This is a genomic window from Thalassobaculum fulvum, from assembly GCF_014652915.1.
Classification (GTDB): domain Bacteria; phylum Pseudomonadota; class Alphaproteobacteria; order Thalassobaculales; family Thalassobaculaceae; genus Thalassobaculum_A; species Thalassobaculum_A fulvum.
Window position 1 is genome coordinate 139,545 of the sequence record NZ_BMZS01000014.1, and the last position, 14,054, is coordinate 153,598.

The window sequence follows — 14,054 nt, forward strand, 5'->3', positions numbered from 1 at the left end:
GCGGGTGCCTCACCGGCGAGTTGACTCACCGGCCGGCCATCCGCGTATCCTGTGGAAAAGGGTTCCCAGGGAAGAAACGCACTCGCTCGGGCTGACCTGATCGACGACCGATCGGGAGGATGGGTGCGTGCGCAGATGAAGATCGTCGTCATCGACCTGCTGGCCGAACGGGCGCGGATGATCACCGCCGCCCTCGCCGACGCCGGCTTCCCCGACGTCGTGGCGCTCGGCGAGACCGACAACCTGCTGGACCGGCTGGCCCAGATCGACCCGGATGCGGTGCTGATCGACCTGGCGGCCCCCAGCCGCGACATGCTGGAGCAGATGTTCGAGCTGTCGCGCCGGATCAAGCGCCCGGTCGCGATGTTCGTCGACGAGAGCGACAGCGCCTCGATCACCGCCGCCGTCGAGGCCGGGGTCGGCGCCTATGTCGTCAACGGCCTGCACCGCGAGCGCATCAAGCCGGTGCTCGACCTGGCGATCAGCCGGTTCAACGCGTTCTCGCGCCTCAACACCGAGCTGGAGACCACCAAGGCGGCCCTGGCCGAGCGCAAGCTGGTCGACCGGGCCAAGGGCATCCTCATGAAGATGAAGGGGATCGACGAGGAGGAGGCCTACAAGGTCCTGCGCCGCACCGCGATGAACCAGAACCGCAAGATCGGCGACATCGCGCAGAGCATCGTGACCGCTGCGGAGATCCTGAATTGAGCACCCGGGTCCGCATCGGCTTCATCCCGCTGGTCGACTGCGCCCCGCTGGTCGCCCTGCACGAGCTCGGCTTCGCCCGCGAGGAAGGGCTGGAGATAGTGCTGTCGCGCGAGACCTCGTGGTCGAACGTGCGCGACAAGCTGGCGGTCCGGCTGTACGACGCCTCGCACCTGCTCGCCCCGATGGCGCTGGCGACCAACCTCGGGCTCGGCGGACCGCGTGCCGATATCGTGGCGCCGTACGTGCTCAACCTGAACGGCGACGTGATCTGCGCATCGGTGCAGTTGCTCGACCGCATGGCCGGGGACGGCCTCGACGCGGGACTGAGCGGCGCCGAGGCCATGCTGGAGGCGATCCGCCGCAATGCCCTCGATCGCCCGGCGGTGATCGGCGTGCCGTTCTTCTTCTCCACCCACCACTACCTGGTGCGGTACTGGCTGGCCTCGGCGGGGATCGATCCGGACCGCCAGGTGCGGGTCGAGGTCATCCCGCCGTCGCTGATGGCCGAGGCCGTGCGTTCGGGGGTGATCGACGGGTTCTGCGTCGGCGAGCCCTGGGGCTCGGTCGCGGTCGACGCCGGGCTCGCCGCCATCACCCTGCCCGGCCAGGCGGTCTGGGCGGCCGCGCCGGAGAAGGTCCTGGGGCTGCGCCGCGACTGGGTCGAGGAGCGGCGCGACGACCTGCACCGGCTGCTTCGTGCCCTGTACCGGGCCTCGGTGTGGGTCGCCGACCCCGGCAACCGCACGATCCTCAGCGAGCTGCTGGCCGGCGAGCGCTATGTCGACGCACCCGCCGAGGTGATCGAACGGGCGCTGTCGGGCAGCCTGACCCTGACGCCGCGCGGCGCCCAGGCCCGGATCGACCGCTTCATGGTGTTCCACACCGCGTCCGCCACCTTCCCGTGGCGGTCCCAGGCGCTGTGGTTCTACGAGCAGATGGTCCGCTGGGGCCATCTGTCCGCCACACCTGAGGCCGCCGCGATCGCCCGCGAGACCTTCGCGCCGGGGCTGTACCGCGAGGCGCTGTGCGCGGTCGCCACCGACCTGCCGGGCGCCAACTCGAAGCTGGAAGGCGCGCTCGATTCCCCGACCCCGGCGGCCTCCCGGCGCGGCAAGCTGTTCCTCGGCCCCGACCGGTTCTGCGACAGCGCGGTGTTCGACCCGGACAAGGTGGCGTAGCGGCGAGCAACCGTCGCGCCATGGGTCCCGGCTCGGTCGCGCCGGCGGCGCACCCGTCCGGGATGACGGCAGAAACATGGGAGTGCGCGAGGTGGTCGATCCGCCCCTCGCCGACTGCCCAGCGGGTCAACCGGACCGGCGACACTTGCCCCCTGCCCGTCGTCATCCCGGACCGGACCGCATCAGGCGGGACGGATCCGGGACCCACCCACGGAGCCAGTCCGTCCAGTTTGCCTATTTACTGAGCAACTAATTTTCTGCCCAAGTTTTGATCTTTTCCGCTTGATTCCCTCCGCGGCCTTGGTACGCTGCATCGCAACATAGAGGTTCACGGCCAATGGCGGCCGGGGACCCTGGTCGGATCCCGAGGTTGGGATCACATCCGAGCGAAGCCGCTCGATCTGGTGCGCCGCGTTCTGCGCGGCGGCATCCGGTCGGCGGCTTTTTTGTTGCGCGATCGCCAGGGCCTCCCACGAGCCGGCGACCCGCGCGCCCCAGCAGTCCCCGCGTACCGCGCGGGGGCGACTACGGCGAGGCGACCATGGAACTCAAGAAACTCCTGACCGGCGCAGTCACGGCCATCGGCCTGGCGGCGTTCATCGCCGCTCCGGCGACCGCCGAGATGCTGGCCATCGAGAAGGACGAGCTGAAGTTCGGCTTCATCAAGCTGACCGACATGGCCCCGCTCGCGATCGCCTACGAGAAGGGCTACTTCGAGGACGAGGGCCTGTTCGTCACCCTGGAGCCCCAGGCCAACTGGAAGGTGCTGCTGGACCGGGTGATCACCGGCGAGCTCGACGGCGCACACATGCTGGCCGGCCAGCCGCTGGCCGCGACCATCGGCTTCGGTACCGAGGCGCACATCGTCACGCCGTTCTCGATGGACCTGAACGGCAACGGCATCACCGTGTCGAACGAGGTGTGGGAGCTGATGAAGCCGCACCTGCCGGTCGGCGCCGACGGCAGGATCGAGCACCCGATCAAGGCCGACGCCCTCAAGAAGGTGGTCGACAGGTTCAAGGCCGAGGGCAAGCCCTTCAAGATGGGCATGGTGTTCCCGGTCTCGACCCACAACTACGAGCTCCGCTACTGGCTGGCGGCCGGCGGCATCCACCCGGGCTACTACTCGCCGACCGACATCACCGGCCAGATCAAGGCCGACGCGCTGCTCAGCGTGACCCCGCCGCCGCAGATGCCGGCGACCCTCGAGGCCGGCACCATCCACGGCTACTGCGTCGGCGAGCCGTGGAACCAGCAGGCGGTGTTCAAGGGCATCGGCGTGCCGGTGATCACCGACTACGAGATCTGGAAGAACAACCCGGAGAAGGTGTTCGGCATCACCGCCGAGTTCGCGGAGAAGTACCCGAACACCACGCTGGCCCTGACCAAGGCGCTGATCCGCGCCGCCAAGTGGCTCGACGAGAACGACAACGCCAACCGCCAGGAGGCGGTCGAGATCCTGTCACGGCCGGAGTACGTCGGCGCCGACAAGGAGGTCATCGCCAACTCGATGACCGGCACCTTCGAGTACGAGAAGGGCGACAAGCGCGCGGTCCCGGATTTCAACGTCTTCTACCGCTACTTCGCGACCTACCCGTACTACTCCGACGCCGTCTGGTACCTGACCCAGATGCGCCGCTGGGGGCAGATCGCCGCAGCCAAGGACGACGGCTGGTACGCCGAGACCGCGGCCAAGGTCTACCGCCCGGACATCTACCTGGCAGCCGCCAGGCTGCTGGTCGCGGAGGGCAAGGTCGAGAAGGCCGACTTCCCCTGGGACACCGACGGCTACCGCGCGCCGCAGGCCGAGTTCATCGACGGTGTCACCTTCGACGGCCGCAAGCCCAACGACTACCTGCAGCAGTTCCCGATCGGCCTGAAGGGCCAGCAGGTCGTGGACGGCGGCAGCGTCGTCGGCGGCTGAGCCCCTCCTCCTCCGCACACGGCACCACCCGGACCAGCCCCCTGGACGAGCCAAGGACCGAGCGCATGACCACCACGACCGACTTCGCTGCCATTAATGACCGCGCCGAGGAGCGCCGCGTACGCCGGGAACGCTGGCTCACGCGGATCACCCAGGCCGCCACCTGGCTGCGGGTCCTCGGCCTGGGCTGGCTGGTGCCGCTGCTGCGGATCGCCGCCGGCGACAGCCCCCGCCACCAGCTGCGCGAACTGTGGCAGCAGCTCGGCATCCCGGTGATCGGCATCGCCGCCTTCGTGGCCGCCTGGGCGGTGCTGGCACCGACCGTCGAGACCTCGCTCGGGACCATCCCCGGCCCGGCCCAGGTGTGGGAGCAGACCGGCGGGCTGTGGGCCGACCACCTGCGCGAGCGCGACAAGGAGGCCGCGTTCATGGAGCGCCAGGAGCGGCGCAACGCCAAGCTGGTGGCCGAGGGCAAGGCCGACCAGGTGAAGTGGCGCGGCTACACCGGCAAGCCGACCTATATCGACCAGATCCTGACCTCGCTGAAGACGGTCGCCCTCGGCTTCCTGGTCGCCACCCTGGTGGCGGTACCGATCGGCATCGCGTCCGGCCTCTCGCGGACCGTCAGCGGCGCCCTCAACCCGCTGATCCAGATCTTCAAGCCGGTGTCGCCGCTGGCCTGGCTGCCGATCGTCACCATGGTGGTGTCGGCGCTGTACGTGGACGCCTCCGACCTGTTCCCGAAGTCGCTGGTGATCTCGGCGATCACCGTCACCCTGTGCTCGCTGTGGCCGACCCTGATCAACACCGCGCTCGGCGTGGCCTCGGTCGACAAGGACCTGATGAACGTCGGCCGGGTGCTGAAGCTGCCGACCTGGAAGACCGTCACCAAGCTGGTGCTGCCGTCGGCCCTGCCGCTGATCTTCACCGGCCTGCGGCTGTCGCTGGGCGTGGGCTGGATGGTCCTGATCGCCGCCGAGATGCTGGCCCAGAACCCCGGCCTCGGGAAGTTCGTCTGGGACGAGTTCCAGAACGGCTCCTCCTCCTCGCTCGCCAAGATCATGGTGGCGGTGCTGACCATCGGCCTGATCGGCTTCCTGCTCGACCGCATGATGTATGCGCTGCAGGCCGCCTTCACCTTCACCACCAACCGCTGAGGGCCGGGCCATGGCGATCCTGGAACTGCGCAAGGTGTCGAAGGCCTACGGTGACGGCGACGGCCGCACCGAGGTGCTGAAGGACATCGACCTGGAGGTGGAGGCCGGCGAGTTCGTCGCGATCGTCGGGTTCTCCGGTTCCGGCAAGACCACGCTGATGTCGATCATCGCCGGGCTGATCAAGCCGGATTCCGGCGAGGCCCTGCTGGAGGGCGAGCCGATCGACGGCCCCGGCCCCGACCGCGGCCTGGTGTTCCAGTCCTACTCGCTGATGCCGTGGCTGACGGTGCGCGGCAACGTGGCCCTGGCGGTCGACGCGGTGTTCGCCGGGGAAAGTCGCAAGGAGCGGCAGGCCCGCGCCGAGAAGTACATCGCCATGGTCGGCCTGTCGCACGCCGCCGACCGCCGGCCGTCGGAACTGTCCGGCGGCATGCGCCAGCGCGTCGCGGTCGCCCGGGCGCTGGCCATGAGCCCGCAGATCCTGCTGCTGGACGAGCCGCTGTCGGCGCTCGACGCGCTGACCCGCGCCAAGCTGCAGGACGAGATCGAGCAGATCTGGGAGCAGGACAAGAAGACGGTGATCCTGATCACCAACGACGTCGACGAGGCGATCCTGCTCGCCGACCGGATCATCCCGCTGACCCCGGGCCCGAACGCGACCTTGGGAGAGGCCTTCAAGGTCGACATGCCGCGGCCGCGCGACCGCTCGGCGATGAACGCGAGCCCGGCCTTCAAGCGGCTGCGCGCCCGCATCACCCAGTACCTGCTGGAGATCGGCATCGAGCGCGGCGCCGAGGCCGACGGCAATCTGGTCCTGCCGGACATCCTGCCGATCACCCAGCGTCCCGATCCCCGCAGGGCCGATCCCCGCAGGGCCGATTCCCGCAGGGCCGATCCCCGTCTTCCCGCCGCGTACCGCGACGCCGCCCGCTCCGGCATCACCCGCGGCTACGTCGAGTTCTCCGCGGTCCGCAAGATCTACCCGACCCCGAAGGGACCGCTGACCGTGGTCGACGGCTTCGACCTGAAGATGGAGAAGGGCGAGTTCATCTCGCTGATCGGCCATTCCGGCTGCGGCAAGTCGACGGTGCTGTCGATGGTCGCCGGGCTGACCGAGGTCTCGGGCGGCGGCATCGTGCTGGACGGCAAGGAGGTCACCTCGGCCGGCCCCGACCGGGCCGTGGTGTTCCAGGCGCCGTCGCTGATGCCGTGGCTGACGGCGCGCGAGAACGTCGCCCTCGGGGTCGACCGGGTGTACCCGCACGCCAGCGCCGCCGAGCGCCGCGACATCGTCGCCTACTACCTGACCCGGGTCGGCCTGGCCGACGCCATGGACAAGTCGGCAAGCGCGCTGTCGAACGGCATGAAGCAGCGGGTCGGCATCGCCCGCGCCTTCGCCCTGTCGCCCAAGCTGCTGCTGCTCGACGAGCCGTTCGGCATGCTCGACAGCCTGACCCGCTGGGAGCTCCAGGAGGTCCTGATGGACGTCTGGAAGCGCACCCGGGTGACGGCGATCTGCGTCACCCACGACGTCGACGAGGCGATCCTGCTGGCCGACAAGGTGGTGATGATGACCAACGGGCCGAACGCCCGGATCGGCAACGTCATGACCGTCGACCTGCCGCGGCCGCGCACCCGCCGCGCCCTGCTCGACCACCCCGACTACTACCGCTACCGCCAGGAGCTGCTCGATTTCCTCGAGGAGTACGAGGGCGGGGCGAAGCCGAAACCCGCGCAAGCCGCGTGAGCCGGAGGAGTGTTCCGATGATCCCGTGTTCCCCACCGCGTCTGGCTCCCTCACTCCGTCGTCATTCCGGACGGCTGCGCCGCCCCGGCGCGGCCGAGCCGGAACCTACCCGCCGCACCGGGCCTGCTACCGACCATGCCCGTCGCCCCGTGGGTTCCGGCTCTCCGCGACTCCGTCGCTGCGGCCGGAATGACGACAGGGCGGCAGGTGCCGCTGCACCGGCCGCGGCGGGAGGCCTGCGATGACCAGGAAACTCGTCGTCGTCGGCAACGGCATGTCCCCGGGCCGGGCCCTGGAGACGCTGTTCGAGGGCGGTTCGGACTACGAGGTGACGATCTTCAACGCCGAGCCGCGGGTGAACTACGACCGCATCATGCTGTCGCCGGTGCTGTCCGGCGAGAAGACCTACGAAGAGATCGTCATCCACGGCGACGACTGGTACGAGCGTCACGGCGTCACCCTGCACAAGGGCCGCAAGGTGGTGCACATCGACCGCGAGGCCCGCCGCGTCTTGGCCGACGACGGCACGACGGCCGAGTACGACACCCTGCTGCTGGCGACCGGGTCGTCGCCGGTCGTGATCCCGGTTCCCGGCCACGACCTGCCGGGCGTCCTGACATACCGCGACCTCGACGACGTCGAGGCCATGCTGGCCGCCGCGAACCACGGCGCCCGGGCGGTCGTCATCGGCGGCGGGCTGCTCGGCCTCGAGGCCGCGGCCGGGCTGCAGCGCCGCGGCGTCGACGTGACCGTGCTGCACCTGATGCCGACGCTGATGGAGCGCCAGCTCGACGCCTCGGCCGGCTACCTGCTGCAGGCGGCGGTCGAGGAGCGCGGCATCAAGGTGATCACCCGGGCCAACACCCACGCCATCCTCGGCGAGGACCGCGTGACCGGCGTGAAGCTCGACGACGGCACCGAGATCCCCGCCGACATCGTGGTGATGGCGGTCGGCATCCGGCCGAACGCCGAGCTGGCCAAGGCCGCCGGCATCGCGGTCAACCGCGGGGTGCTGGTCGATGACCGGCTGCTGACCTCCGACCCGAACGTCCTGGCGGTTGGCGAGTGCGTCGAGCACCGTGGCGTGTGCTACGGCCTGGTCGCCCCACTGTACGAGATGGCCCGCACCATCGGCCGCAATCTGCTGGGCGAAGACGTCGAGTTCCGCGGCCTGGCGACCTCCACCAAGCTGAAGGTCACCGGCATCGACCTGTTCTCGGCCGGCGACTTCCTCGACGCCAAGGACCGACAGGAGATCGTGCTGCGCGACGCCGCCCGCGGCGTCTACAAGCGCCTCGTCCTGAAGGACGACCGGATCATCGGCGTGGTGCTGTACGGCGACACCCATGACGGCGCCTGGTTCTTCCAGCTCCTGAAGGACGGCACCGACATCTCCCAGTTGCGCGACACCCTGATCTTCGGCCAGGGCTACGCCGGGGGTGCCCCGCTGGACCCTACGGCGGCCGTTGCAGCCTTGTCGGATGACGCAGAGATCTGCGGCTGCAACGGCGTCTGCAAGTCCCGGATCGTCGGCACGATCTCGGCCAAGGGCCTGACCTCGCTGGACGAGGTGCGGGCCCACACCAAGGCCTCGTCGTCCTGCGGGTCGTGCACCGGGCTGGTCGAACAGCTGATGGCGCTGACCCTCGGCGACGCCTACGACCCGGCGGCCGTACAGCCGATGTGCGGCTGCACCGACCTCGGCCACGACGACGTACGCCGGCTGATCGTCGCCAAGGGGCTGAAGTCGATCCCGCAGCTCATGCAGGCGCTGGAGTGGAAGACCTCATGCGGCTGTGCGAAGTGCCGGCCGGCCCTGAACTACTACCTGCTCGCGACCTGGCCCGGCGAGTACCAGGACGACGGCCAGTCGCGGTTCATCAACGAGCGGGTCCACGCCAACATCCAGCGCGACGGCACCTACTCTGTGGTGCCGCGCATGTGGGGCGGGATGACCACCCCGCAGGAGTTGCGGGCGATCGCCGACGTCGCCGACAAGTTCGCGATCCCGTCCGTGAAGGTCACCGGCGGCCAGCGCATCGACCTGCTGGGCGTGAAGAAGCAGGACCTGCCCGCGGTCTGGGCCGACCTGAACGCCGCCGGCCTGGTCTCCGGCCACGCCTACGCCAAGGGCCTGCGCACCGTGAAGACCTGCGTCGGCACCGACTGGTGCCGGTTCGGGACGCAGGACTCCACCGGCCTCGGCATCAAGCTCGAGAAGGCGATGTGGGGGTCGTGGACGCCCCACAAGGTCAAGATGGCGGTGTCGGGCTGCCCGCGGAACTGCGCCGAGGCGACCTGCAAGGACTTCGGCGTGGTGTGCGTCGACTCCGGCTACGAGCTGCACTTCGCCGGCGCCGCCGGCATGCACGTCAAGGGCACCGAGGTGCTGTGCACGGTGCCGACCGAGCAGGAGGCGCTGGAGACCTGCATGGCGGTCATCCAGCTCTACCGTGAGCAGGGCCGCTATCTTGAGCGCGTCTACAAGTGGGCCGACCGGGTCGGTGTCGACACCGTGCGCCGCCAGGTCGTCGAGGATCCCGAGCGCCGGCGCGCGCTGTACGAGCGGTTCCTGTTCTCGCAGCGCTTCGCCCAGTCCGACCCGTGGGCCGAGCGGGTGGCCGGCAAGGACGCCCACGAGTTCGCCCCCCTCGCCACCGTCCCGTTCCAGGAGGCCGCCGAATGACCCGACATCCGACCTGGCTCGACATCGGCGCCCTCGCCGACATCCCGCGTCGCGGCGCCCGGCAGGTAGCCACCCCCGACGGCCCGATCGCGGTGTTCCGCACCCATGACGACGCGGTGTTCGCGATCGAGGACCGCTGCCCGCACAAGGGCGGGCCGCTCAGCCAGGGCATCGTGCACGGCGCGTCGGTGACCTGCCCGCTGCACAACTGGGTCATCGACCTGCAGACCGGCGCCGCCCAGGGCGCCGACGAAGGCTGCGCCCGGACCCTGCCGGTCCGGGTCAGCGACGACCGCGTGCTCCTCGGCCTTCACATGGCCGCCGAGCAGGCCGCCTGAGGGCCGGCGGGACGACTGGCCGGAGGAGGACGCGTTGGACGGAGCCCGAGTGGGGAGGATGAACGCCGGAACGGCGGATGGCTCGAACCCGAGCCGGCAGTGCGTGAAGACCACCTGCCCGTATTGCGGGGTCGGGTGCGGCGTGGCCGCGACCGTCGACGAGGCAGGCAATGCGACGATCGCCGGGGACCCCGACCATCCGGCGAACTTCGGCCGGCTGTGCTCCAAGGGGGCGGCCCTGGCCGAGACCCTGGACCTCGACGGCCGGCTGCTGCGGCCCTGGGTGGACGGCCGGCCGGCGAGCTGGGAAACCGCCCTCGACCTGGTCGCCCGCCGGTTCGCCGAGACGATCGCCGAGCACGGACCGGATTCCGTCGCGTTCTACGTCTCCGGGCAGTGCCTGACCGAGGACTACTATGTCGCCAACAAGCTGATGAAGGGCTTCATCGGCTCGGCCAACATCGACACCAACTCCCGGCTCTGCATGGCCTCGACCGTGGCCGGCCACCGCCGCGCGTTCGGCTCCGACACCGTGCCCGGGTGCTACACCGACCTGGAGCAGGCCGACCTGGTGGTGCTGGTCGGCTCGAACCTCGCCTGGTGCCACCCGGTGTTGTTCCAGCGGCTGGTCGCCGCCCGGGCCGCCCGGCCGGCGATGCGGATCGTCGCGATCGACCCGCGCCGCACTGTCACCGCCGAGGAGGCCGACCTGCACCTGGCGATCCGCCCGAACAGCGATGCCGCCCTGTTCAACGGCCTGCTCGCCCATCTGGCCGATACCGGCGCCGTCGACCGGGCCTTCCTGGCCGCCCACACCGAGGGGTTCGACCAGGCGCTGGCCGCAACCCGCGGGTTGGCCCCCGCCGCGCTGGCCGACGCCACCGGCCTCGACCCGGCGGCGATTGCCCGGTTCTATGCGCTGTTCCGCGAGACCCGTCGCGTCGTCACGGTGTTCAGCCAGGGCGTCAACCAGTCGACCGGCGGCACCGACAAGGTCAACGCCATCCTGAACTGCCACCTGGCCACCGGCCGGATCGGCCGGCCCGGCACGGGGCCGTTCTCGGTGACCGGCCAGCCGAACGCCATGGGCGGCCGCGAGGTCGGCGGCCTCGCCAACCAGTTGGCCGCCCACATGGAGATCGAGAACCCGGCGCACCGCGACGTCGTGCGGCGGTTCTGGAACGCCCCTCGGCTCGCCGAGCGGCCCGGACTCAAGGCCGTCGAACTGTTCCAGGCCATCGAGGCCGGGCGGGTCAAGGCGGTCTGGATCATGTGCACCAACCCGGCCGACAGCCTGCCCGAGGCCGACCGGGTGGTCGCGGCCTTGCGGGCCTGCCCGTTCGTCGTGGTGTCCGAGGCGATGGCCGACACCGACACCACGCGGCTCGCCGACGTGCTGCTGCCGGCGGCCGCCTGGGGCGAGAAGGACGGCACCGTCACCAACTCGGAACGCCGGATCTCCCGCCAGCGGGCATTCCGCCGGGCCCCCGGCGAGGCCCGCCCCGACTGGTGGGCGCTGACCCGGGTGGCGTGCCGCCTGGGCTTCGCCGACGCCTTCCCGTATCGCAACGCCGCCGAGATCTTCCGCGAGCACGCCGCCCTGTCCGAGTTCGACAACGACGGCAGCCGCGACTTCGACATCGGCCCGCTCGTCGGGCTGTCGGACGCCGCCTACGACGCGATGGCACCGGTGCAGTGGCCGGTCCGCGACCTCGGCGACACCGGCCTGCCGGACCGCCGCCTGTTCGGCGACGGCCGGTTCTTCACCCCAAGCGGCAAGGCTCGCCTGATCCCGATCGCGGCACCGCAGCCGGTGCCGATGCCGGAGAGGATGTTCGTCCTGAACACCGGGCGGGTGCGCGACCACTGGCACACCCTGACCCGCACCGGGCTGTCACCGCGGCTGACGGCCCACCTGGCCGAACCGTTCGCCGAGATCCATCCGGACGACGCCCACCGGCTCGGCGCGTCCGAGGCCGGCCTGCTGCGGATCAAGAACAGCCGCGGCGCGATCCTGGTGCGCGCCCTGGTCACCGATCGGGTACAGCCGGGGTCGGTGTTCGTGCCGATGCACTGGACCGATCGCTTCGCCTCGGCCGCCCGGGTCGACGCGGTGGTGCCAGCCGACACCGACCCGATCTCCGGCCAGCCCGGCTCCAAGGCCGCGGCGGTCCGTGTCGAGGCCTATCGCCCCGCCTGGTACGGATTCGCGGTGCTGGCCGAGCGGCCGAGGGCGGTCGACGCAACCTACTGGGCGCTCGCCAAGGTCCACGACGGCTGGAAGCTGGAACTGGCGGACGCCGCCCCGGTGTCGGACTGGCCGGCCTGGGTGCGGACGCTGATGGGCATTGCGGTCGGCGAGCGCTCGGTCGACCTGCTGGCGTACCGCGACGCCGAGGCCGGCATCCACCGTTTCGCCGCGTTCCGGAACGACCGGCTGATCGGCGCGCTGTTCGTCGGCCCGGACCCGGTGGCGGTGTCGCGCGGCTGGGCCGCCGAGCGCCTCGGCGACGGTCCGGCCGAGCCGCGCCAGCGCTTTGCGGTGCTGGCCGGGCGCGCCGGCGGCGACAGCCCGGACCCGGGCGCGATCGTGTGCTCGTGCTTCGCGGTCGGGGCGAACCGGATCGCCGCCGCCGTCACCGGCCAGGGCTGCGCCTCGGTCGACGAGATCGGCGCGGTGACCAACGCCGGCACCAACTGCGGGTCCTGCCGCTCCGAGATCCAGAGGATCCTCGATCATGTCCGACGCCACGACGCCACGCTCGAAAAGGCCGGCTGAGGCGCGCGCCCGGCGACTCGGGCGGCTCGCCCTGCTGCCGCTGTTCGCCGACCTCGACGGCCGACCCGCCCTGGTCGCCGGCGACAGCCCGGCGGCCGCCTGGAAGGCCGAGCTGCTGGCGGCGGCCGGGGCCGACGTGCGGGTCGCGAGCGCCGATCCATGCGCCGAACTGGCGGCCCTGCTGTCCGAGGGTGCTGCGGCCGGACGGCTGACCCGCCTGCCGCGGGCCTGGCGACCGGACGACCTCGACGACATGAGCATCGCGGTCGCCGACGCGGCTGACGAGGACGAGGCCCGCCGGTTCGCCGACGCCGCCCGGGCCGCCGGCGCGCCGTGCAACGTGATCGACCGGCCGGCCTACGGCGGCTTCCAGTTCGGCGCTATCGTCAACCGCTCGCCGGTCGTGATCGGCATTGCAACCAAGGGCACCGCCCCGATCCTGGCCCAGGCGATCCGCCGGCGGATCGAGACCCTGCTGCCGCCCGCGCTCGCCGACTGGGCCGCCCTCGCAGGCCGGCTGCGGCAACAGGTGCTGGCCCGCTTGGCGGCCGGCGCACCGCGCCGGCGGTTCTGGGAGACGTTCGCAGAGCGGGCGTTCGGCGCCGCCCCGACCGCCCGCGACGAGACGGCGCTGACCAATCTGCTGGCGGTCGGCGGCGCGAGCGGCGGCCGGGTCACCCTGGTCGGCGCCGGCCCCGGCGACGCCGGGCTGCTGACCCTGAACGCGGTGCGCGCCCTGCAGGCGGCCGACGTCATCCTGTTCGACGCCCTGGTGTCCGACGAGGTGCTTGAGCTGGCCCGCCGAGAGGCCCGGCGGATGCTGGTCGGCAAGCGCGGCGGCCAGGAGTCCTGCCGGCAGGCGGACATCAACGAGCTGATGGTCAAGCTGGCCCGCCAGGGCAAGCACGTGGTTCGCCTGAAGGCCGGCGACCCCGGGGTGTTCGGCCGCACCGGCGAGGAGCTGGAACGGCTGGCGGCCGAAGGCGTCCCGGCCACAGTGGTACCCGGCATCACGGCGGCCAGCGCCATGGCCGCGGCGTTCAGGGTCTCGCTGACCCACCGCGACCGCGCCCGGGCGGTCCGCTTCGTCACCGGCCACGCCCGCCACGGCGGCCTGCCGGAGGACATCGACTGGCAGGCGATCGCCGATCCGTCGACCACGACGGTCTTCTATATGGGCGGGCGAACCGCCCCGGCGATCCAGGCCCGCCTGCTGGACGCCGGGCTGTCCGGAGACACCCCGGCCGTGATCGTCGGCGCGGTCTCGCGACCGGACGAGCGCCGCTGGCGCGGCACCGTCGCCGGGCTCGCGGCCGGCATGGCCACGATGCCCCCGGGACAGCCGGTGCTTCTCGGCATCGGCGAGACCTGGCGTGCCGCCGTCGCGGGGGCTCGGCGCGTTGCTTCGGCTTTGCGGTGACGGCAAAAGCAGACACCCCCGGGCGGGCGCCTCGGGGGTGTTGATATTTTTGGTTGCGGGGGCAGGATTTGAACCTGCGACCTTCAGGTTATGAGCCTGACGAGCTACCGGGCTGCT

The 14,054-nt window shown here is 71.0% G+C and carries 9 protein-coding genes; all 9 read left to right on the top strand.

Features of this window, described 5'->3' with window-relative positions; translation table 11 throughout:
- Window positions 1-123 precede the first annotated feature (123 nt).
- Window positions 124-708 (top strand): ANTAR domain-containing response regulator, encoded by a 585-nt coding sequence (locus tag IE246_RS25605; protein WP_229837504.1) that lies wholly within the window; start codon window positions 124-126, stop codon window positions 706-708.
- A complete protein-coding gene (locus tag IE246_RS25610; RefSeq protein WP_189995083.1) occupies window positions 705-1,886 on the top strand; it encodes a CmpA/NrtA family ABC transporter substrate-binding protein in 1,182 nt (393 codons plus the stop codon). The genes IE246_RS25605 and IE246_RS25610 overlap by 4 nt, the downstream gene beginning before the upstream one ends.
- Before the next feature lie 541 nt (window positions 1,887-2,427).
- Complete coding sequence (locus IE246_RS25615; protein ID WP_189995086.1) at window positions 2,428-3,810, top strand: CmpA/NrtA family ABC transporter substrate-binding protein; 1,383 nt, start codon at window positions 2,428-2,430, stop codon at window positions 3,808-3,810.
- Between the two features lie 65 nt (window positions 3,811-3,875).
- Window positions 3,876-4,967 carry an ABC transporter permease gene (locus tag IE246_RS25620; RefSeq protein WP_189995088.1) on the top strand — a complete coding sequence of 364 codons (1,092 nt, stop codon included), beginning with the start codon at window positions 3,876-3,878 and terminating at the stop codon, window positions 4,965-4,967.
- 10 nt (window positions 4,968-4,977) lie between these two features.
- Window positions 4,978-6,714 carry an ABC transporter ATP-binding protein gene (locus IE246_RS25625; protein WP_189995095.1) on the top strand — a complete coding sequence of 579 codons (1,737 nt, stop codon included), beginning with the start codon at window positions 4,978-4,980 and terminating at the stop codon, window positions 6,712-6,714.
- Between the two features lie 241 nt (window positions 6,715-6,955).
- On the top strand, window positions 6,956-9,400 hold the full coding sequence (nirB, locus tag IE246_RS25630; RefSeq protein WP_189995097.1) for a nitrite reductase large subunit NirB: 2,445 nt from the start codon (window positions 6,956-6,958) through the stop codon (window positions 9,398-9,400).
- A complete protein-coding gene (gene nirD / locus IE246_RS25635) occupies window positions 9,397-9,738 on the top strand; it encodes a nitrite reductase small subunit NirD (RefSeq protein ID WP_189995098.1) in 342 nt (113 codons plus the stop codon). The genes nirB and nirD overlap by 4 nt, the downstream gene beginning before the upstream one ends.
- A gap of 58 nt (window positions 9,739-9,796) precedes the next feature.
- Window positions 9,797-12,517 carry a nitrate reductase gene (locus IE246_RS25640; protein ID WP_189995100.1) on the top strand — a complete coding sequence of 907 codons (2,721 nt, stop codon included), beginning with the start codon at window positions 9,797-9,799 and terminating at the stop codon, window positions 12,515-12,517.
- Window positions 12,477-13,937 (top strand): siroheme synthase CysG, encoded by a 1,461-nt coding sequence (gene cysG / locus IE246_RS25645; RefSeq protein ID WP_189995102.1) that lies wholly within the window; start codon window positions 12,477-12,479, stop codon window positions 13,935-13,937. The genes IE246_RS25640 and cysG overlap by 41 nt, the downstream gene beginning before the upstream one ends.
- Window positions 13,938-14,054: the final 117 nt, after the last annotated feature.